General features: G+C 71.6%; 16 protein-coding genes. 11 read left to right on the top strand and 5 right to left on the bottom strand.

Annotation, left to right across the window (positions count from 1 at the left end):
- The first annotated feature begins 249 nt into the window (after positions 1-249).
- Both groES and groL read left to right on the top strand, forming a co-directional pair.
- Positions 250-558 carry a co-chaperone GroES gene (groES, locus tag ACGFQC_RS08020; RefSeq protein WP_020132158.1) on the top strand — a complete coding sequence of 103 codons (309 nt, stop codon included), beginning with the start codon at positions 250-252 and terminating at the stop codon, positions 556-558.
- A gap of 112 nt (positions 559-670) precedes the next feature.
- The gene (groL, locus tag ACGFQC_RS08015) at positions 671-2,296 is read left to right on the top strand and encodes a chaperonin GroEL (protein WP_363089067.1); all 1,626 of its coding nucleotides are present in this window, start codon (positions 671-673) and stop codon (positions 2,294-2,296) included.
- 79 nt (positions 2,297-2,375) lie between these two features.
- Here groL and ACGFQC_RS08010 read toward each other — a convergent pair whose 3' ends face one another.
- From ACGFQC_RS08010 to ACGFQC_RS07995, 4 genes are read right to left on the bottom strand one after another with little or no spacing between them, the layout of a single operon-like run.
- Positions 2,376-4,526: a DEAD/DEAH box helicase gene (locus ACGFQC_RS08010; RefSeq protein WP_363089068.1), complete on the bottom strand. Its 2,151-nt coding sequence runs from the start codon at positions 4,524-4,526 to the stop codon at positions 2,376-2,378.
- Entirely contained in the window at positions 4,523-5,866 is a 1,344-nt protein-coding gene (gene brxD / locus ACGFQC_RS08005; RefSeq protein ID WP_363089069.1) for a BREX system ATP-binding protein BrxD, read from the bottom strand. The genes ACGFQC_RS08010 and brxD overlap by 4 nt, the downstream gene beginning before the upstream one ends.
- The gene (gene pglZ / locus ACGFQC_RS08000; protein ID WP_363089070.1) at positions 5,863-8,598 is read right to left on the bottom strand and encodes a BREX-2 system phosphatase PglZ; all 2,736 of its coding nucleotides are present in this window, start codon (positions 8,596-8,598) and stop codon (positions 5,863-5,865) included. The genes brxD and pglZ overlap by 4 nt, the downstream gene beginning before the upstream one ends.
- The gene (locus ACGFQC_RS07995) at positions 8,598-12,485 is read right to left on the bottom strand and encodes a hypothetical protein (protein ID WP_363089071.1); all 3,888 of its coding nucleotides are present in this window, start codon (positions 12,483-12,485) and stop codon (positions 8,598-8,600) included. The genes pglZ and ACGFQC_RS07995 overlap by 1 nt, the downstream gene beginning before the upstream one ends.
- A 249-nt stretch (positions 12,486-12,734) precedes the next feature.
- Between ACGFQC_RS07995 and ACGFQC_RS07990 the strand changes: the two genes are divergently transcribed.
- The 6 genes from ACGFQC_RS07990 to ACGFQC_RS07965 all read left to right on the top strand — a co-directional run bounded on the left by ACGFQC_RS07990 (position 12,735) and on the right by ACGFQC_RS07965 (position 16,989).
- Entirely contained in the window at positions 12,735-13,100 is a 366-nt protein-coding gene (locus tag ACGFQC_RS07990; RefSeq protein WP_363089072.1) for a WXG100 family type VII secretion target, read from the top strand.
- A gap of 54 nt (positions 13,101-13,154) precedes the next feature.
- Positions 13,155-13,469, top strand: a complete 315-nt coding sequence (locus ACGFQC_RS07985) for a WXG100 family type VII secretion target (RefSeq protein WP_363089073.1) — start codon at positions 13,155-13,157, stop codon at positions 13,467-13,469.
- Positions 13,469-15,304 (top strand): RNase A-like domain-containing protein, encoded by a 1,836-nt coding sequence (locus ACGFQC_RS07980; RefSeq protein WP_363089074.1) that lies wholly within the window; start codon positions 13,469-13,471, stop codon positions 15,302-15,304. Before ACGFQC_RS07985 ends, ACGFQC_RS07980 begins: the two co-directional genes overlap by 1 nt.
- Positions 15,305-15,330: 26 nt before the next feature.
- Positions 15,331-15,846, top strand: a complete 516-nt coding sequence (locus tag ACGFQC_RS07975; protein ID WP_363089075.1) for a hypothetical protein — start codon at positions 15,331-15,333, stop codon at positions 15,844-15,846.
- Between the two features lie 156 nt (positions 15,847-16,002).
- Positions 16,003-16,302: an RNase A-like domain-containing protein gene (locus ACGFQC_RS07970; protein ID WP_363089076.1), complete on the top strand. Its 300-nt coding sequence runs from the start codon at positions 16,003-16,005 to the stop codon at positions 16,300-16,302.
- A 21-nt stretch (positions 16,303-16,323) separates the two neighbouring features.
- Positions 16,324-16,989 carry a contact-dependent growth inhibition system immunity protein gene (locus ACGFQC_RS07965; RefSeq protein WP_363089077.1) on the top strand — a complete coding sequence of 222 codons (666 nt, stop codon included), beginning with the start codon at positions 16,324-16,326 and terminating at the stop codon, positions 16,987-16,989.
- A 114-nt stretch (positions 16,990-17,103) separates the two neighbouring features.
- Here ACGFQC_RS07965 and ACGFQC_RS07960 read toward each other — a convergent pair whose 3' ends face one another.
- Positions 17,104-17,622: an ATP-binding protein gene (locus tag ACGFQC_RS07960; protein ID WP_363089078.1), complete on the bottom strand. Its 519-nt coding sequence runs from the start codon at positions 17,620-17,622 to the stop codon at positions 17,104-17,106.
- 176 nt (positions 17,623-17,798) lie between these two features.
- On the opposite strand from ACGFQC_RS07960, the gene ACGFQC_RS07955 reads away from it, so the two are divergent.
- The 3 genes from ACGFQC_RS07955 to ACGFQC_RS07945 are packed head-to-tail and all read left to right on the top strand — an operon-like array spanning position 17,799 to position 21,132.
- A complete protein-coding gene (locus ACGFQC_RS07955; RefSeq protein WP_363089079.1) occupies positions 17,799-18,281 on the top strand; it encodes a hypothetical protein in 483 nt (160 codons plus the stop codon).
- Positions 18,278-19,660 carry a KGGVGR-motif variant AAA ATPase gene (locus ACGFQC_RS07950; RefSeq protein ID WP_363089080.1) on the top strand — a complete coding sequence of 461 codons (1,383 nt, stop codon included), beginning with the start codon at positions 18,278-18,280 and terminating at the stop codon, positions 19,658-19,660. The genes ACGFQC_RS07955 and ACGFQC_RS07950 overlap by 4 nt, the downstream gene beginning before the upstream one ends.
- Positions 19,657-21,132: a hypothetical protein gene (locus ACGFQC_RS07945; protein ID WP_363089081.1), complete on the top strand. Its 1,476-nt coding sequence runs from the start codon at positions 19,657-19,659 to the stop codon at positions 21,130-21,132. The genes ACGFQC_RS07950 and ACGFQC_RS07945 overlap by 4 nt, the downstream gene beginning before the upstream one ends.
- Positions 21,133-21,137: the final 5 nt, after the last annotated feature.

The following is a 21,137-nucleotide window of genomic DNA, read 5'->3' as shown; positions in this document are numbered from 1 at the left end:
GACCTGGATCCCGCCCCGGATCCCGACCCGGACACCGGCCCCGCCCGACCCGGATTCCGGCACGCGCGACGCACGGCGTTGGCACTCCGCTTGACCGAGTGCTAATCGCGGTCATAGTCTCAGCTCTGGCACTCCCCACTGGAGAGTGCCAATAGCGACGGGCAGGTCCGGCACCCGCGACGACGGATCCACCTGGTCGCCACCTCAGACAGTTAACCCCGTGAGATCTCCGAAGGGGGAGGTCGGATCGTGACGACCACCAGCTCCAAGGTTGCCATCAAGCCGCTCGAGGACCGCATTGTGGTCCAGCCGCTCGACGCCGAGCAGACCACGGCCTCTGGCCTGGTCATCCCGGACACCGCGAAGGAGAAGCCCCAGGAGGGCGCCGTCCTCGCCGTGGGCCCGGGCCGTTTCGAGAACGGCGAGCGCCTGCCGCTCGACGTCAAGGTCGGCGACGTCGTCCTGTACAGCAAGTACGGCGGCACCGAGGTGAAGTACAACGGCGAGGAGTACCTCGTCCTCTCGGCCCGCGACGTGCTCGCGATCATCGAGAAGTAATTCACCCAGTTCTGCAGTGAACTGCGCCCCTGGCCCCCGCGTCTTTGTGAAGCCGGGCGCTGGGGGCGCGGTTCGTTTCTCCCACGTTTTCCGAGAGGGCTGAACCGCTCCCATGGCGAAGATCCTGAAGTTCGACGAGGACGCCCGTCGCGCCCTCGAGCGCGGCGTCAACAAGCTTGCCGACACGGTCAAGGTGACGATCGGCCCCAAGGGCCGCAACGTCGTCATCGACAAGAAGTTCGGCGCCCCCACCATCACCAACGACGGTGTCACGATCGCCCGCGAGGTCGAGCTCGACGACCCGTACGAGAACCTCGGCGCGCAGCTGGTGAAGGAGGTGGCGACCAAGACCAACGACATCGCGGGTGACGGCACCACCACCGCCACCGTGCTCGCCCAGGCGCTGGTCCGCGAGGGCCTGCGGAACGTCGCCGCCGGCGCGTCGCCCGCCCTCCTCAAGAAGGGCATCGACGCCGCGGTCAAGGCCGTCTCCGACGAGCTGCTCGCCACGGCCCGCCCGATCGACGAGAAGTCCGACATCGCCGCCGTCGCCGCGCTGTCCGCCCAGGACCAGCAGGTCGGCGAGCTGATCGCCGAGGCCATGGACAAGGTCGGCAAGGACGGTGTCATCACCGTCGAGGAGTCCAACACCTTCGGCCTGGAGCTGGACTTCACCGAGGGCATGGCCTTCGACAAGGGCTACCTGTCGCCGTACTTCGTGACGGACCAGGAGCGCATGGAGGCCGTCCTCGAGGACCCGTACATCCTCATCAACCAGGGCAAGATCTCCTCCATCGCCGATCTGCTGCCGCTGCTGGAGAAGGTCATCCAGACCAACTCCTCCCGCCCGCTGCTGATCATCGCCGAGGACCTGGAGGGCGAGGCGCTCTCCACCCTGGTCGTGAACAAGATCCGCGGCACCTTCAACGCCGTCGCGGTGAAGGCCCCCGGCTTCGGTGACCGCCGCAAGGCGATGCTGCAGGACCTCGCGGTCCTCACCGGCGCCACGGTCATCTCCGAGGAGGTCGGCCTCAAGCTCGACCAGGTCGGCGTCGACGTGCTCGGTTCCGCCCGCCGCGTCACCGTCACCAAGGACGACACCACGGTCGTCGACGGTGCCGGCAACACCGAGGAAGTCCACGGCCGCGTCGCCCAGATCAAGGCCGAGATCGCGAACACGGACTCCGACTGGGACCGCGAGAAGCTCCAGGAGCGTCTCGCGAAGCTGGCCGGCGGCGTGTGCGTGATCAAGGTCGGCGCCGCCACCGAGGTGGAGCTGAAGGAGAAGAAGCACCGCCTGGAGGACGCCATCTCCGCGACCCGCGCCGCGGTCGAGGAGGGCATCGTCTCCGGTGGTGGCTCCGCGCTCGTCCACGCCGTGAAGGTCCTCGAGGGCAACCTCGGCAAGACCGGCGACGAGGCCACCGGTGTCGCCGTCGTCCGCCGCGCCGCCGTCGAGCCGCTGCGCTGGATCGCCGAGAACGCCGGCCTGGAGGGCTACGTCATCACCTCCAAGGTCGCCGAGCTGGACAAGGGCCAGGGCTTCAACGCCGCGACCGGCGAGTACGGCGACCTGGTCAAGGCCGGCGTCATCGACCCGGTCAAGGTCACCCGCTCCGCCCTGGAGAACGCCGCCTCCATCGCCTCCCTCCTCCTGACGACCGAGACCCTGGTCGTCGAGAAGAAGGAAGAAGAGGAGCCGGCCGCCGCCGGGCACGGCCACGGCCACTCCCACTGACGCACGTCAGCCACCGAGGCCCGGCCCCCGCGAGGGGTGCCGGGCCTCGGCGCTTCCACGACGACCGTCCCCGGTCACGTCACCAGTCGTGCCGCACCAGGAACCGGACGGGCTCCGCGAGCGCCGCCCGCGCTCCTTCGTGGTCCGCCAGCCGCGCGGCGAGCGTGGCCTGCGCGAGCCGTGGGGGCAGCGCCTCCGCGAACTTCAGGCCGCGCACGGCGTGGGCGTCCACCTCGGGCAGCGTCAGGCCCGCGGCGGCATCCGCCACCGCCGCCCGCCAAGTCTGCGGGGTCACGTCGTCGCGGAGCCGGACGAAGCGGTCGTCGACGAGCCGGTGCCGCAGGACCGCGGACGGCAGGGACGCGGCCAGGGTCGCGTTCGCCCGGTGCCCGGCCCAGGTCCACCAGCGCACGTCACTGTCGCCACGCCGGGTGACGACGGTTCCGGCCGGGTGCACCACGTCCAGATGGGTCTCTCGCGCCTCCGCCAGCCTCGCCTGCGCCCGGCGGGTCAGGAGCACCGGAGGATCATCGCCGAGCAGGACGTCACGGGCGGCACGGGTCAGCGTGGAGGAGCGGACGCGGTTCGGCCCGAACCCGTTCCACCTGGCCCGCCCGCCCTCGTCCACGGGCTCCACGAAGCAGCGTCTGCGCCGCCAGTCGATGTACGTCACCAGCCAGCTGCGGCCGGCCAGAAGCAGTTTGCGCGGCCCGTCGATCTCTTCCGTGAGCAGGTCCGGATCGGTGCGGCCGATCTCCGTCCGGCCGCTGAGCACGGTGAACTCCGGCGGTGCGGTGAAGGATGCCGTCAGGTTCATGAAGTGCCGGTGGCCGAAGCGGCGTTCGGCCTCGGGCCCGATGAACAGCGTGCCGCCGTCGCGCTCCAGGTAGCCGTGTTCCACGAGATGCCGTACGACGGGTTCGGCGGCGCCGGCGAACGGGCCGAGGCCGCCCCACCACTCCTGCCACAGGTTCTCCCCGACCCGGTGCTCCTGCAGGCACAGGGCGAGAAGCTGCTGGGCGACGAGGTGCCGCGGCTCGGGCGGCGGGGTGACCGGTTCCACCCAGCCGCGCGACCAGGCCAGCAGCAGCGCCGCGGCGGACAGGAGCCCCTCGTCGGTGAGGGCGAGGAACAGGCAGTTGCGGCGGGAGCCGGCGCGGCGCCCCGTGCGCCCCAGGCGTTGGAGGAACGAGGCCACCGTGGCAGGTGCGTCGAGCTGGATCACCCGGTCGAGATCGCCGACGTCGATGCCCAGCTCCAGGGTGCTGGTCGACACGATCACGCAGTCCCGGGCCTCGGCGAAGGCCTCCTCCGCGCGTCGCCGTTCGTCGGCGGAGAGCGAGGCGTGCGACAGGAAGGTGGTCACGCCCCGCAGGCGGAGCTGCTCGCCCAGCTCCTCGACGGTGCGTCTGCTCTCGCAGAAAACCAGCCGTTTCTCGCCCCGGTGCAGGGCGGCGATGACGGTGGCTGCGTTGGTGACGGAGCCGACGTAGTCGAGTTCGATGTCTCCCGGCGGCGCATTCGTGGTCGGGGACGGTGACAGGGGGGCCGTGCCGGGCAGGGCCACACCGGGCGCGACGACCCGCCCCGGCCGTCGCCCGTGGCCCGAGCCCTGCAGCCAGTCCAGCAGCTCGTGCGGGTTGCCGACGGTGGCGGAGAGCCCGACGCGTTGCACGGGCCGTTCGGCGACCTTCTGGAGCCGTTCCAGCACGGCCAGCAGGTGCCATCCCCGGTCGTCACCGGCAAACGCGTGGACCTCGTCGACCACCACGCAGTGCACGCCCGAGAAGAACGTCCGGTGGTCCACGTGGGTGCTGACCAGCATGGCCTCCAGCGATTCGGGCGTGGTGAGCAGCAGGTCCGGCCGCTGCGCGAGGATACGGCGGCGGCGACTGCTCGCGATGTCGCCGTGCCACAGCTGCGCGGTACGCCCCACCCAGCCTGCGTATGTCTCCAGTCGTGGGTGCAGGTTGTTCAGCAGCGCCTTCAGCGGGGTGACGTACAGGATTCCGGTGCCCTTCCACCCGTGCCGTTGCGCGCGGGTGAGCAGGGGGAACGTGGCGGCCTCGGTCTTGCCGCCGGCGGTCGGCGCCAGCAGTACGGCGTCCTGTCCGGCCAGGAGGGGGGCGATCGCCTCCTCCTGCAGTGGTCTGAGGGAGCGCCAGCCGAGGGAGTTGACGATGTGATGGGTGAGGATCGGATCGAGCAGGTCCAGCGCATCGGCGCTCACGGCAGCTCCAGCTCCACGTCACCTGCGCTTGCGGCGGCGTTGCGCTCCACCTCGTCGAGCTCCGCGCTGTTCACCGTGAGCGTGTAGTGGACGCGGGGGTCGAAGTCGTCGAAGGTGTCGATCCGGTCGAGGACGTCGGCGACCAGCTTGCGCAGGTACAGCCGGGGGGCGATACCGGCCTTCCCGCCGAGCGAACCGGTGACGGCACGCGCCAGTTCGTCGAGGTAGCCGTCGTCGGCTCGGGCGGCGACCCGCTCGGGGTTGCGTGCGGTCGCCTCGTACACGCCGCGCACCTTGCGGCCCAGCTCGCCGAGGGAGGTCAGGTCGAAGCCGGGAAGGCGCAGTTGGACGGCGCGCGGTGAGTCGAAGCGCGGGTCGGTGGTGAAGTCGGTGGCCAGGCGCTGGGCCAGCGGAGCCAGGCGTTGTACGCCCTGCTGCCCCTCGTAGAAGGCGGGGGTGCCGGTGATGACGAGGAACAGTCCGGGGAACCGTCCCGCGTCGATCTCGTCCAGCAGTTGGCGCAGGGCGTTCAGCGACTTCTCCCGGACGTCGCCGCGCACCCGCTGGAGGGTCTCGACCTCGTCGAGGACGAGGAGGAGCCCGGGGTGGCCGCAGTCCCGCAGCACGGTCAGCAGTCCCTGGAGGAAGCCGAGGGCCGCGAAGTGGTCGAGCTCGCCGCGCACTCCGGCAGCACGTTTGGCGGAAGCGGCCACCGACTTCTGTCCGCCGAGCCAGGCGATGAGCGCTTCGGCGCGGGCCCCGTCACCGGCGGCCACCGCCTCGCGGTAACCGCGCAGTGCGGCGGAGAAGGCGGGCGTCGTGCGGGCCACCTCGGTCAGCCGCAACTCCAGCAGCGTGTCCACGGCGCGTGCGAGGCCGGCCTCGTCGTGCTCGTCGGCGTCCCCGGCGTCGAGGACTTCCTCCTCCAGCGCGTAGAACCAGGAGTCGACGACCGCGCGCAGCGCGGAGGCCGGGTGGGTGGAGGTGGTCAGGCGTTCGGTGAGCCGCCGGTAGACGGTCTCCAGGCGGTGCAGCGGGGTCTCCGTCTCGGAGATCTGCACCTCGCTGACGGCCAGTCCGCGTCGTTTCGCCCGCTCGGCGAGCCACCGGGCGAAGAACGTCTTGCCGGAGCCGTACTCACCGCGCAGCGCGTGGAAGGCCGATCCGCCGCGGGCGACCGTGGCGAGGTCGTCGTCGAGGGCGTCCGCGAACCGGTCCAGGCCGACGGCGAACAGCCCGAGTCCTTGCTGGGGCACGGTCCCGCGGCGCAGCGCGTCGACGACGTCCTGGGCGCGCGCGGGACTGACGCCCAAGGACGCGGGCCCGTCCGGAGTGCTCATGATGCGGTGTCTCCCGGGAACTGCTGCCGCAGCAGCTCCCTGTCGAGGTGGACGGTGCGCCCGGACTCCACCAGCTGGAGCACCGGGTAGCCGTCGATGTTGAGGAGCCGTTCGAGCATGGTGACGAACCGCTGCGGGTTGCGCTCCGACTTGCCGGTGGCGGCCTGGGCGGCTGTGGCGACGGCGGCCGGCGAGAGCTTGCCGCCCGCCGCGAGCAGCGCGTCGAGCGCGGCGGCCACGGCGGTGCCGCTCGGTGCGTTCCGCACGAACTCGCGCTGGCTCTCGTACGGCTTGCTGCGCACCGTCCGCTCGCCGGGCGTGGGCTGCCCGGGCTGCGGGAACAGCCCGTCGGGCTGAGGTTGCTGCTTGCGGGCGCCCTTGCCGCGCGGTGCCGTCGCGGGCTCCGCGGGCTGCGGGGCTTCGGCGCCGCCCCGCCACCATTCGGGAGCCGTGTCCTCCGCGGGCAGCGCGGTCCAGCCGGCGGGGATCTCGCTCCCGGACGGGACGAACGCCAGGACGGGCACGGTGACCTCGGCGAGTGAGGCTCCGCCGTGGTATCCCGCCTGGCGGGCGGTGTAGCGCAGGTCGTCGCGCCAGGCCGCGGTGATCCGCCCGCCGGCGGCCCGCACCCGCGGCCCGGTGAGTTCCACTTCACCGGGTTGGGCAGGGCCGGTGCGCCAGCGGGCCCCTTGGACGCCTTCCGCCGCCGTGGGGCCGCCCTGGCGTGGGCTGCGGTCCAGGACGTGACCGTGGTCGGAGACGAGGAGGACCGGTCGGCCCGCTCCGAGGGCGGCGTCGAGGAGGTCCGCGAGTTTGGCGATGTCCCCCGTACGCCACCGGGCCCGCCCGTTCTCGCGGCCGTCGGAGAGCGCGTCGTCGATGGTGTTGACGATGACGCCGACGACGGTCGTGTCGTCGGCGAGCGCTTCGAGGAGCCCCGGCGCGAGCCGGTGCCCGGCCGTTCCCTCGTAGCCGCCCTTGTGGAAGAGCAGGGCTTCGCGGCGCCGTTTCTTCCAGAAGGCCGTGAATCCGGCCCGCTCCACGTCCTGCCCGCCCTCGGTCGGCGCCCCGCTCAGCAGCGAGGCCCGGCTGATCCGGGTGACGGTCGGCAGCATGGCGACGGCGGCGATCCGGCCGGGGCGGTGGCCCGCCGTGCCGGACGGGACGATCTCGGTCCAGGCCCGCCGGTCCAGTCCGGCGGCGAGGTCGACGGCGACGTCGGCGCTCATCCCGTCGAGGACGAGGACGAGGGGCCGGCCGCCGTCGCGGGCGAGGGGTGCCGCAGCCTCCGTCAGCACGTCCTCGATGAGCAGGGCCCCGTGCGGTGCCTGCGGGGAGGCTCCCTCCGTCCAGGTGGCCAGGACGGCCGCGAATCGCTCGTCGAGCTGCCGGCGGCGGTCCCGCACCCGGCCGATCAGCCGGTGGTAGGCCTCTCCGACCTCGCTGTCCCGGGAGATGTCGCCCTCGGCGAGGATGCCGATCGCCAGATCGACCCAGCCCGTCGACCCCAGGTGGTGACGCACGCCCTGTCCGACCGATTCCACGGGGGGCGCCGGGGCGTCGAGCCAGCGCACGAGCCGTACGGCGGTACGGGCGCGTTCGGTGGAGTCCGCGTGGAGGACGGCGAGCTGGTGGTCGGCGAGGTCTCGCAGCGCCGCGTGCGCGGGGCCGGGCTGCCCGTCGAGCGTGCCGGCGAGGGTCCGCAGCCGGGACCGGTACCCGGAGGGCAGCAGCCGGTCACCGGCGAGCAGCCCGGTCAGCCGGGCGGTCTCGGCGAGCTGGTCGGCGCGCTCCAGCACGGCCAGGACCCGGGTGTGCGCCTGTGCACCGGTGCCGCCGCCCGCCTCCGCCTGGGCGATCCACCGGGTGAGGACGCCGGTGGCGGCCGCCGCGTAGGGGGTGAGCGCGTCGAACGAGGCGAGTGCCCGGCCGAAGAGGGTGCCCAGCGCGAAGCCGGCGTCGGCGGCGGCCGGGCAGGCCAGAGCGGCCGAGGCGAGCGCGCCCAGGGGCAGTGCGTCCGCGCCGCGCCCGTCGGCGGCGAGCGCGAGCAGTGTGGGTGCGGCAGGTCCGGTCACCTGCTCCAGCCAGGTGGTCAGCCCGGCCCGCTCCTGTGTCGGCAGTTCGGCGAAGCGCTTCGGTCCGACCGGGTTGCGGCTCCAGTCGAAGAGGGTGTCGGCGTCCAGGTCCAGCGAGTCGTCGCTCGTGTCGCCGAGGCCGACGCGGGCGGCGAGCAGGGCCCGCAGGGCCCGGTCCCGGGTGAGTACGGAGCCGGCCCGCGGCCAGCCGTCCGACGGTTCGGCTTCCAGGAGGGCGTCCAGCAGCCAGGCCTCGCGCACCATGCGGGTGTCCAGGTCCCCGGCCCCGAACAGCTGCTTGACCACGTCGGTGCGTTCGACGGCCAGGGGGCGGCGGCGCACCGCGTGTCCACGCAGGTCCCAGCCGAGCTGGTCGGCGGGGACCTTGCCGGTGACGACGAGGACGCTGTCCCCGTCGGGGTCGGTGTCGTGGGTGTGGCGCCGCCAGGCGTCGGCGATGCCGAGTGGTGAGTCCTGGTCGGTGACGTGGACACGCCGGGGGATGCCGTCGACCTGGACCGTGAACTCCCGCTCCTCGTCGCCGCCCGCCCACACGGCGTCGACCAGGACCAGCCGACGGCCTTCGGCGCCGGGCAGTTCCGCTTCCAGGAGCACCTCGATGGCACGGCGTCCGGCGGCCGGCCGGGTGGCCGCCATCAGCGGGCGTCCTCGGTGCCGTCGACGGACTCGGCGGGCTCGACCGGCTTCCAGCTGATCTCCACTGTGGCGTCCGGATGGGTGGCGAGGAAGGCGCGGATGTCGTCCCGGACGCCTCCCAGCTCGTCGGCCAGCTGCTCCTCCAGTGAGGTCGGGCCGACGGCCGCGACGATCCGGCGTCCGGCTCGTCGGCTGGGAGCCGGTCCGTCCGTCCCGGCGCCGGAGGGGGTCTCCGCGTGCGGCGGCACGGCTTCGGCTCCCGCCCGGGGGTGACGGGTGGCGACCTCGGGCTCGGTGACGCGCACGTCCTGCGCTCCGGGAGCGGGTTCCTGCCGAGGGGGGAGGACGGTCTCCACCTTGAGCGCGGCATTGATGATCGCGTTGGCCTTCTCGCCCGCGTCGCCGAGCACCGGGACCAGCGACCGTTCGAACTCGGAGGACCGTGCGGCCAGCGCGATCTCGTCGAAGAGCCGTCGGGCCCGGTCGCCCACTCCGTCCTCGCGGGCGGTCAGTCCCCGGACGTTGCCCAGCGTCGGCCAGGCGGCGTCGTCCAGGGCCCGCAACACCTCGCCCGCGCTGCCCATGGTGGTGTTCAGGTCACGTTCGGTCGACGTGTAGGAGGCGGCGGCCAGCTCGCACACCAGCGCGGTGGCGTCGCTGCCGTGCCGGGTCAGCCGGGCGAGCAGGGCCGCCGCTTCGCGCAGCATCGCGGTGCGGGGAGCGGTCTCGCCCGGTGCGTCGAGTCCGAGCAGCGCGGCGTGCCGCTCCAGCGAGGCCCGCACTCCCGCCACGTCCTTCTCCCAGGTCTCCGCCTTGGCGCGGATGTCGTCGGCGAGCCGGTTGACGTTGCGGGCGTACATGTTCGGCTTGGCGGAGACGCCGAACAGCCGGGCCGCCCGGTCGCGGGCCGCCGCGTACTGCTCCTCGCCGGGCAACGGTTGGGCCCGCAGCGACCAGCCCGGCCCGATCTCGTGCAGGGCGGGAGCCTCCCGCTCCGGCCCGCCCTGGTAGGCCCAGGCGCGGTCGTCGAGCAGGGCGTAGGCGGCGATGAGGAGGTTGCCGGTGAGCTTGTCGAGGCCGCTGTGGCCGAGGTCCTTCGTGATCCAGCCGCGGATGTCCTCGACGGCGAGGTCGCCGCGCTGCTTGTGCGCGGCCGCCGCCTGGTTGATGCGGGTACGCCAGTCCTGCCGCATGACCAGCGGTCCGTCGTGGACGGTGCCGAGTTCCAGCGGTTCCACGATCCGCTTGACGGTCTTCAGGTGGTGGCTGTCGACGTTCTGGGCGCGACCGCCCTCGTCCATGGCCCGGGTGATCCACTCCAGTGCGGTGCGCAGCTCGGCTGGCGTGACCGCCTTGCGCTGCCCCTTGCCGTCCGGCCCGAAGTCGGGGTGCTTGGGGTACAGGGCGGAGAACATGCCGTCGGCGAGGTGGTGCACGTTCGCTTCGAAGCCCTTGCCGCCCTCCTCGCGGGGCTGGGCGAACTCCGGCTGGAGCGACAGGACGTGCCGCCCGTCCGGCACCTCGGGGCCGGGGTTGGAGTCGGTCGGCCGGGCCAGCCCGTACACCTCGGCGAGCGCCCCTGTGAGCTGGTCGGTGAGGGTGTCGCGGGCGACCTCCAGCTGCCGCCGGACCTTGGCCCGGTCGTCGGGCGGGAAGGTGCCGGTGTAGTCGGCGAGCCGGTCGCGTTCCAGCAGGAAGCCGATCCGCATCAACCGACCGAGCTGGGCCTTGCGCTGGTCGGAGAAGAAGTCGGTGAGCCACACCAGGGTCGGGGCGGTCACCCCGTCCCTCTTGAGTTGTTCGACGCGGTGGAAGTCGTCGCTGGGGTAGTGGTCGCCGTCGTCGAAGGGGTAGTCGATGACGAACCGCACGTTGCCGGCGGTCGCGGGGGTGAACTGCTCGTCGGGCAGGTCGCCGCGGTCGCGGACGTTGCCGAAGACGAACTCGGCGACGCGCCGGGTGCCGCGCCAGACGATCTCCTTCTCGGCGACGAACTGCCCGTCCCGTACGCCGATCGCCTCCCACAGCCGGTCGCGCAGCCACACCCGCCGCACGCCCGCCTTGTCCTCCTCGGCGACGGCGTCGAGCAGGGGCTCGATGTCGAGGTCGGACAGGTGCAGCGAGAACACGGGGTCGGCCTCGCCGTCGGACCGCACCTCGGACGGGAACGCGGCCTGCAGGTCGCGCATCCGCCGTACGACCACGTCACCGGCGGGCACGGTACGGGAGCGCACCGAGCCGTGGTTGAGCGCGGCGAGCCGCGCTCCGGTCAGCCGCCGCAGCGCGGGCACGTCGGGGGCGAGGGCGCTCAGCAGCAGGCTCTTCACGAACCGGTCGTCGGCCCGGAAGTCGGCGTGGGTGTCCGAGCCGTACTTCTCCTGAAGGTGGGTGCGCGCCTTGGCGTAGAACTTCACGGCGGCCTCCGACTCGCGCTTCAGCTTGTCGGTGAAGGCGGCGCCGGTTCCGTCGACGAGGACGTCCCACAGGTCGCCGAGCGGGATGAGCTGTCCCACGGCGGCGTCGGCGTGCCGTTGCAGGAGCTGCTGGACGAGCTTGAGTCCGGTGCGTTCGCGCTGGAGGGCGCCGGAGAGGGCGACGAGGACGTTCAGCAGGGCCGGGGACAGCGGGTACACGGCGCGGAAGTCGGTCCAGTCGGCCTGGGTGGCGCCGCCGCCGTCCAGCAGGATGTCCTTGACCTGCTGGTTGGACCGGTCGATCCCGCCGAAGGCGTTCTCCAGCACCGCCTCCTTGCCGGGCAGCGGCTTCAGCACCCGCTCCTTGATGATCTCCGGCAGGTTGCGGTCCTCCAGGTCGACCGTGTCGAACCGCTCGTTGAGATATTCGAGCGCCTGTTCCATCGCTTTGACGTCGGCGCCCAGCACGTCGGAGCCGACCAGCTGGGACAGGTCGCGCTGGCGGGAGATGAACGACACGATCGGCACCGGCCGGTCGGCGTCCCCCGACTCGATCAGCTTCACGAGTTTCTGGATCTCGCTGTTGACGAAGGTGCGGTCCCGCATGTGGGCCTGGAGCCACAGCACCAGCTCGTCGAGGAACAGCACGACGCCGTCGTACTCCAGCGTGCGCGCGTGCCGGCTGATCGCGGCCAGTCCGTTCTCCAGCGGCACGTACTTGGCGGCGTCCCCGCGCGCGCTCTCCGCGTAGGACTGCATCGGCCCGCTGAGCAGCGCGGACACCAGCCGTTCGCGGCGCTCGTCCCCGGCCTGCGCGGTGAAGGCCGCGTCCAGCTCGCCGGGCGTCCACGTCCCTCCGCTGCCGATCACCCGCAGCTCGTCGTCATCCTCGTCCTCGCCGCCGTCCGCGTCGGCGGGCAGCAGCCGGACGAACGCGTCGTCACCGAGCTGGTCCCGCATCCGCCGGGCGTCGGCGAGCATCGCGTCGGACCGGAACACGCTCGGGGTCGGCGCCTCGGGGTGCTGGTCCCGGATGGCCCGCACGTACCCGCCGAGCAGCGCCTCGTCCAGGTTGGCCGCCCCCACCAGGTGGTAGGGCACCATCAGGAACCGCTTCCCGCGCAGCCACTCGTCGTGGTCGGCGACGACCTCCCGCAGCCGGGGCTTGGCCCGCGCGGAGGCGTCGCCGTTGAGGACGGCGTGCAGCACGGTCAGGAAGTGGCTCTTGCCGGCGCCGAAGGAGCCGTGGAGGTAGGCGGCGTACGAGGCGTTCTTGCGCACCGCGCCGCGCACCAGTTTCAGCGCCTTGTCGAACTGTTCCCGCAGCTGCGGCGTGACGACGTACTCCTCGACCCGCCCGGCCGAGTCGCCCTTGAATCCCTGGGACAGCTCGACCTTGAAGTCGCCGGCGTAGACGTCCTCCTTGATGTCGAGGACGTCCCTCAGTACGACGGTGTCGCCACCCCTGGCCATCGGCTGCTCCCGCTCCCCTCGGTGTCCCTCACATGTGCTTCTTATCCTGCCAGCTCGGGGCATCGGGGCGGGATGGCCCGCAGAGATGTGGAGGGAGCGGAGCGATGGGCGAGCCGGGAGAGGACACAAGCAGGTCTGTCCATATGCTGGTTGCTGCATTTTCAGGGATCCATGACACCCATGGGGCGGGGGCGCGATATGGGGCAGCACGGGGCCGGCTTCCGGGCGGGAGGCACCGCGGACCTCGAAGTGACCGATGCGGATCTGACGAAGCTCGCGGGTGATCTCGACGACATGCGTGATCACCTGGACAAACAGGTCACGCGCATGGACGCGATCGTGGACCGGATCGAGGCGGGCTGGCGCGGCCCGGCGGGGACGGCGTACCGGGAGTTCCACCGAGCCGCCGCCGAGGACGCCGTGCGCATCCGGGAGGTGGTGAAGCTGTTGCGGCAGGCCGTGCTGCTGAGCAGAGACGGTTTCTCCGAGACCGACCTCGATGTGCTTGACGGGATGCGCCGGATCCAGGTGGACGTCACCGGGGAGGTCGACCGGCTCTCCACCCCGAACCCGGAGCCGACGACGCCCCCGCGCAGCCCTCTCGACGGGTACTGACGTACGGCGTCGGGTTCCGCACACGGCCGCCACGGATCACATCAAGGGGGAAGCATGTCGGACGGGACGACGCCGCAGGAGCAGATCACGGTCTCCTTCGGAACGCTCCAGGAACTGGCCGGTGACCTGGAGGACATCCTCAAGCAGCTCAACGAGAGGCTGGAGGCACTGTACGGCCGCGTGGAGCCGGTGGTGCTGTCCTGGCGGGGCGAGACCAGGGAGGTCTTCGTCGAGAAGCTCGACGAATGGGACCGCTCGGCCCAGGACCTGGAAGCGGCTCAGAAGTGGCTGCACGACTTCGTCACCACGGGGCACCTCAACTACACGGCGGCGCACCGGGCGGTGCTGCGCGGCTGGGGTGCGCTCTGATGGCCACGCCGGTCCCCACACCCACCCCGTCGACGGGCGGCGGAACCGTCCAGCCGTCCGGGACGGGCGGTACCGTGCCCACGCCCCACCCGTCGCCCGGTGGACTGACCGACCCCGACGGCAAGGACATCTCCCGCGGCGACTCGAACTCGGACCGTGATGAGCGCGCGGCCGAACTGGAGGCGTTGAAGCCGGCACCGCCGGGCAACCTCGTCGGCTTCGACGTCCAGCCGCAGCACGTGTACTACGCGTCGTACATGTTGCGCAACGCGCAGTACGACTTCGCCGGCCGTGCCAGGAACCTGGTCGACGCGCTCGACGGGTACGAGCACGCGGTCGGATGCGGCACGGGTCCGGAGGCTTTCGTCAAAGCGTATGCCGATGTCGCCGCCTCCTTCCTCGACGTGTGGAACAAGACGACGGAGGGCGTCGGCGGTGCGGCCGTCGGCCTCACGGTGACGGCCAACAACTACGCGCGGGCGGACCACGCCACCCACCCGCTGACCCCGGCGGTGGCGACGAAGAACCCGCCGGACGTCCTCAGGAACGCGGGTGTGGTCGGTCCCGTCGCCGAACTCGGCTGGGGCGGTGCCCGGGGCGAGGACGGCTGGGGCAACGTGATCATCGACGAGGTCTCCGGGGCGTTGAGCACGATCGGCGCCGAGGTCCTGCGCCCGATCCTCGGTCACGCCCTGCGCCACGGCAAGGTCGCTGACATCACTCCCGGCGGTGACGACCTCGCCCTGCCGGAGATCGCCAAGCTCTGGCGGCAGGCCGCCAAGGACGCCAAGGCGTCCGCGGAGGCCTTCGACGACGCCATCGCCTACATCACCAACCCCGCGGCGGGGCACGACGAGTGGCAGGGCGCGATGAAGCAGTTCTGCTCGGCGATGTGGGGTACGTCGGACTGGGGCAAGGAGCACCACGGTTACCAGTGGGCCCACAGTGCGGGGAAGCAGCCGTCCCTGGACGTTCTTCAGGACACCGCGCGGGACGTGGCGACGGCGTGCGACGGGGTCGGCGCGGAAGTGACGAAGGTCCGGTCCGTCATCATCGAGGTCTACAAGGACGCGGCGGCCAAGACCTTCACGATGAAGAGCTTCAAGGACCTCTTCGAACTTCTCGGGAAGCTCCCCGAGCTTGCCGGTGAGTTCATCGCCAACATCGACACAGGCCGCCTCAATGACGCGGTGGACTCCTACAACCGCAGGATCCACGACCTCGGCGACGGCCTGGTGAAGCTCAAGCCGGCATTGGACGAGGCCGGGAACAGCGTCCCCACGTACTCCGCCGAGGAGGCACGGGCCGAGGCCTTCGGCGCCCGCTCGCTCAATGACTTCAGGGAGCAGCCGCTCTACACCGTCCCGGGCGAGGACAAGGACAACCACTTCTACACGGTCGACCTTGCGAACCAGGAGGGCGTGCACAGGAGCCACGTCATCGACAAGCATGTCGGGCAGAGCGACGCACAGCTCCTGAACCGCCTTCGCGACCAACCGGGAATCAACGCGGCATCCACCTTCACCGACCTCGCCACCGCGCAGAGGGCGACCCAGGGCGCCATGGACGAGATCGGCCCCTCCAACAGTCCGGCGAACGCCGGCAAACCGAATGTCGGGGTCAACAACCCCGAGAAGATCGAGAACTGGCTTTCCCGGCCCAGGACCGACAACTCGAAACTCGAACTGGATCCGGTGGAATTCGACTACGCCACGGGAAGAACCATTCCGAGCGGTTCGACATCCGCACATGACACGTACAGCGTAAAGGTGATTCTGAAATACAAGAACGGAATCGATCCACCGTACGTCGTCCTGACGTCCATGCCCAAGTGACCCATGTACCCGAGTGAGTGATTTCCGTGAGCGTAGGTTCCCTGCCCGAGTGCGCGACCGCCCTGTTCGACCCGCATCGGACTGTCCTCTGTCTGGCACCCAGGACCCGTGCGGACTGGGTTGACGACCTGGTGGCGTTCACGCGCGGTGAAGTACGCGGGGAGAGCACGGGTGTCGACCCGGCGCCGATGTTCGAGGAGGTGGCCGGCGAGCTGGTGAGGGAGAGCCTCCTGCCCGTCGGGAAAGAAGGCGCGCAGGACTTGCTGAAGCTCCTCGCGCTGGGCTCCTTCTACGAGGGCCTGGATCCCTCACTTCGTGAGCCGGATGCCGCCAGGGACAAGTGTGTTCATGAGCTTCTGGAGGCGGTGGGGGATTCCGTCGAATTCTTCACGAACCATGGTCACGCCGAAGACGGGGAAGACGCGGATTTCCTGGTGTCCGGATTCCACTGGAACTCCCTCGCCATCACGCTTTATGACGTCTGCCTGATCGGGGTGACACCCGAACGGATCCTGGTGGCCTGGAGGTTCGAGGACGCCTGAGGAGAAAGGCTGCACCGAAAGACCGGGGCAGCTGCCTTCCGGATCCTGGATGACGTGTACGTTTCCATGGCGTCCTTCGGCCCCGTCGGAGAGGGCCTGCCGTGGTGCTCCGTAACCCTTCCCCACGAGGTGGTCATCGTGTCCGGGACAACTCCCGTGCGTACCAGAACGTCGACCTATCCGGACCGGGAGACGGCCCAGTGGGCCACCCAGCAGGTGGTCACCGCCAACGAGCAGCTCATCCACCGCTGGCTCGCCCGGTCCACCCGCGCCCGTCTGACGATCGAGGCGTCCTGGCCGTCGCGGGAGGAACCGGTGGGGCGGGTGCTGCTCCAGGCGATGATGCTGGCGGGGCGTGGTCCCGTCGACGTACGGAGCGCCCGGGTGGTTCTCAGGCGGGACGCCTCCCGGCCCCACGGGTTCACCGTCCAGGCGACCTTTCCCGTCTACCTGTAGCCCCTGGAGAGGCTGACCACCGTGCCCCTGAACCCCCTCGAACACGACCGCCGCTACGGCGAACTCGACCAGGTGATCCGCGCCTACGCGGGACAGCCGGCCGACGACACTCCGGAGCAGCCCGGCGAGGCCCTGATCGCCTACCTGCGCCACACGTGGCACACCCGGCCCTGGGCGCTCGCCGTCGCCGAGCGGCAGTTGCGTGAGTACGCCGACAACCCGCCGGGACGGCTGCGGCTGCGCCTCGGCGAGTTCTACTCCGTGCCCGACGTCGGCCTGCCCGAGGGCGAGGTCCGGCAGTGGCTTTACTGCCTGGCCGATCACATCAGGCACAGCGTCGAGCAGGGCGAGGTGCCGCCCCCGGCCGTCCCGGCCACGCACGCGGAGTGGCAGGCCCGCTTCCCCGAACTCGGCCAGTTCCTCGGCGGCTGGTTCTCCCAGGACATGCCGGACGAGTTCACCGACCACGACGCCGCCGTCGACGACTACCGGGCCACGACCGACGCACAGTTGGTCGCCCGTCTGGTCGGCGAGCTGCACGAACTGCTCGCGCTGGGCCTGGACGAGCCCGAGTGCGCACTGGCCCTGGCCGAGCTGGGCATGGAGGTCGACCCGCCAGCGCCCTGTGCGCCGAGCACCTGGCTGGCACTGGTCGCCGACCGGCTGGTGACGCGCCCTCCTTCGTGAGACGAGCCGGAAGGAGCCGCTGAGGCAGGTGGGGGGTCGGGTACGGACCCTCCTGCCGTTCGGCGATGTCCGGCCGAACGCCGGCGGTCCCGGGACGGCGGCGCCGCGCCTTCTTCACGCAGCGCCGTCCGGTGGTGCGGTCGACGTACCGACCCGTTGTCCTGGCGAGGCGGGTCGATCACGTGGCACCGCAGGGCATGAGACCACCGCCCACACCGTCTTGCCCGGCGCTCCCGCCCGTTCGGCCACGCCCCACTGCTCGGCCAGCGCCGCCACCAGTGTCAGTCCGCGCCCGTCCTCCGCGAGCGGTCGGCTCTCCGGCGCGGGCACCGGCCGCCGCTCCCCGCGTACGTCGCTCACCTCCACCAGCATGAGCCCTTCGCCGTCGTGGGTGAGCCGCAGTTCAGCGTCCCGCCCCGGCACCCGCCCGTGGGTGACGGCGTTGGCGGCCAGCTCGGCCACGACCAGTTCCACGGCCTCGTGGGCCGGGGTGCGGTAGGGCCACCCCCAGCCGTCCATCTGCTGAGAGGCCAGCCGCCGGGCCAGACGTGCCCCGCGCGGGGTGGCGCTGAAGCGGAGGGTGAAGGACGCGGCGGCGGTGAAGGACATGAGGCCGGTGAATGCGGTGGTCATGCCCCGAAGATCCCGCCCCCGCACGCCCCTGGCCAGCAGGCTCGGTCCTACGGACGCCTTCTGTAGCGGTCGGGGCGGCGGCTGTCGGGGCGGTCGGTCCCACCCGCGGACCGGGCGGCTCCGTGCCCGTGCCGGAGCTGCTCCGTCCGGGGGGTCCGCGCCCTAAGATCCTTGCCGTGCCGGTGAATTCGACAGAGCACCACTACGCCCACGCAGCCCTGCGCCACTACGAGGACGCCGTCTTCCTGCACGAAGCGGCACGCCTGCCCAACGCGGACCATCACTTCGGCTTCTCGGTCGAGTGCGCCCTCAAGAGCCTGCTGCTCCGCTTCACCTCCGCCACCGTGGACCCGAGGAAGCCGGGTGGTCCGCCCGCCAAGGCGCCCTGGGTCAAGGACCCGGCGACCGGCAAGGTCGCCCACTCCTACAGCCACCTGCCCTGGGTGGCCACCGACGTGGCGCTGCTGACGCACGGCAGGTCGGCGACCCGCCTGGCCGCGGCGCTCGCGGGCCTCACGGCCTTCGACACCTGGGCGGTCGACGACCGCTACCTCGACGGCAGTGCCGTCGTCGAGGCCGACGTGCGGCGACGGCGTACCGTGGCCGCGAACATCCTCGCCCTGCACGAACAGGCACTGATCACCGGAAGGCTGCCGTGACTCTCGCCCCCGGACCGGCCGGCGACCCCGTCCGTTTCGCCGAGGCGCGCCCGCGTGCCCTGGCCCTCGCCCACGAGATGGCGGCCGCCGGGGCGGACGTCCTGGCCGTACGGGACGTGCTCGGCCGTTTCACCCTCCTCGTGGACGACCGCACGCAGCCGGTCCCACCTCCGCTGGAGAACCTGGAGGCCGACTATGGCCCCCGACTCGCGCGGGAACTCGGCCCCTATGCCGCGGACCGTCCGCTGATGCGTGCGTCCGGTCTCTTCTCGGCCGACGGCCTGCTGGGCTCGGAGCGGGCCGTGACGGACCCGCAGCATCCCGCCGGCCGGGTCCGGATCCTCGACAACACCGTGGTGGGCGAGGACTGGGCGCAGGTGTCCACTCCCGCGCCCGAACCGGACGGCACCCGCACCCACCGCACCGCGCTCTACGGCTTCAAGGGCGGTGTGGGCCGCAGCACGGCGACCGCCGTCCTGGCCCGCCACCTGGCCGACCAGGGGCACGTCGTGCTCGTCGTCGACCTGGACCTGGAGTCACCGGGCGTCGGACCGCTGGCCGCCGCCGGGGCGGAACCGCCCCCGCACGGTGTCATCGACCAGCTCGTCGAGTCGGCCGTCGGCAACGCCGAGGGACTGGAGCACGTGATCCGCTCCGGCTACGAGCCGCGGGGCGGCCGCGGCGAGCTGTGGGTGGCGCCCGCCCGTGGACGCGGGACGCCCGGCGTCCCCTACGCCTACGTCGACAAGCTCAACCGCGCGTACGCGGACGTCCCGGACGCGGACTTCGCCGACCGGCTGGAGCAGGCCGTCCGCGCCTGCGAGGACGCGGTGGCCCGGGACGGGGACAGCGGACGGCGTCCCGACGTCGTCCTGCTCGACAGCCGGGCCGGCATCCACGACATCGCCGCGGTCGCCATCTCCCGGCTGTGCGACCTGGCCCTGCTGTTCGGTACGGACAACGCGCAGACCTGGGAGGGCTACGGCGACCTCTTCGCGGCCTGGCTCTCCTCCGGACAGGCGCCCGCGATCAGGGAGAAACTGCGCATGGTGGCCTCGATGGTCCCCGACTCGCCCCAGGGCGCGTACCTGCAGTCGTTCCGCGAGCACGCCTGGGAGTGCTTCGCGCAGCTCTACGACGACGTCCCCGCCGGGGCCGACGAACTCGGCACGGACGCCTTCTCCCCTTCCCTGGAGGACGACGCGGCACCGCACCACCCCATTCCGATCCTCTTCGAGCCGGGGCTGGTCGGCCTGGACCTGGTCTCCGCCCCGGGCTGGCAGGACCGTGCCTTCGTGCAGGCGGCGTACCGGGACTTCCTGCCCACGGCTACGCTCCTGATCACCGCCGATCCGCAGAACAGCGAAGGACCGCGATGAGCATGCCCCTGAGCGTCGAGGAGTACCGCGCACTGCTGGCCGGCGCTCTCCCGGAGGCCACGGACGCCGACACCGCCGAGCCGAAGGTCGAGAGCCTGTTCACCCCGGACACCCACCGCGCGGCCCTGTACGTCGACAGTACGGTGGTCCGCGGCGGACGGGGCGTCGGCAAGACGTTCTGGTACCGCTCGCTGCTCGACGGGACGCTGCGCGAGATCGCCGCCCAGGAGTACGGCATCGAGCGGCTGCGCCGGGTGACGGTGTCCCAGGGGTTCGGGGCCGCGCTGAAGCACGACCTCTACCCGGGCCCCGGCACCCTGCGGCAGCTGGTGGAGGAGGGCGTCCGTCCCTACGACCTCTGGTACGCCGTCCTGCTGACCGCGTTCGGCCAGCCCGAGCTGCGCGAGCTGCCCGAATGGCGGGACAGGGCCCTGTGGGTGCGCAACAACCCCGGAGCGGCGGAGCGCACCGTGCAGAACGTCGACCAGGAGGCGCAGCGCCAGGGCATCACGCACCTGATCCTCTTCGACGCCCTGGAGCACCTGCACCGGGTCCGGGCCCAGGCCGATCGGCTGGTGGGCGGCATCCTGGAGCTGGCGCTCGCCATGCGTCTGGGGACGCGCGGCATCCGCTTCAAGGTGTTCATCCGTCCGGACATGTACGACGGCGCGCTGCTGCACTTCCCGGACGCCTCCAAGCTGGCCTCCAACGCGGCGGCGCTGACCTGGTCCCGGGCCAACCTCTACGGGCTGCTCTTCCACACCATGGGCAACCACGACAGCGACCTCGCGGCCCGCTTCCGGCAGCTCACGGGCGGCTGGCAGAGCGAGGCGGACGGCCGGCGCCACGTCCCGCCCGCGCTGCTCAGCGGCGACGAGCAGTCCCAGTCGGAGCAGTTCACCCTGATCGCCGGTCCTTACATGGGATCGAACTTCCGCAAGGGCCACACCTTCACCTGGCTGCCCAACCACCTGATGGACGGCGTCGAGCAGGTCAGCCCGCGCAGTTTCCTCAGCGCGTTGCAGAAGGCGCTGTCGGAGACCCGCGGCCAGTACGCCGGTCACGAGTTCGCGCTGCACCACGAGGGCATCCGGCGCGGGGTGCAGAAGGCCTCCGAGACGCGGGTCACCGAGGTCGGGGAGGACATGCCGTGGGTGGAGCAGGCCATCAAACCGCTGGCCGGGCACCAGGTCCCCATCGAGCAGGAGAAGGTCGAGGCGCTGTGGGTGGAGTCCCGCCTCGTGGACGCCCTGCGCGAGGACGCCGAGCGGTACGTGCCCGACGAACTCCAGGACGAGACCCGCGTGCGCACCGGCCCCCGCCATCCGGAGAACCCGGCCCTGCTGATCGGGGAGCTGATCGCGCTCGGCGTGATGCGCCGCCGCCGCGACGGCCGCATCGACCTGCCGGACGTCTACCGCATCGCCTTCGGGGTGGGCCGCAAGGGCGGCGTCCCGAGGGTGGCGAGCTGAGCGCG

This window comes from Streptomyces sp. NPDC048734 (assembly GCF_043198675.1).
Classification (GTDB): Bacteria; Actinomycetota; Actinomycetes; order Streptomycetales; family Streptomycetaceae; genus Streptomyces.
Note: the sequence above shows the minus strand (reverse complement) of the source record. Positions and strands in the feature narration are given on the sequence as shown.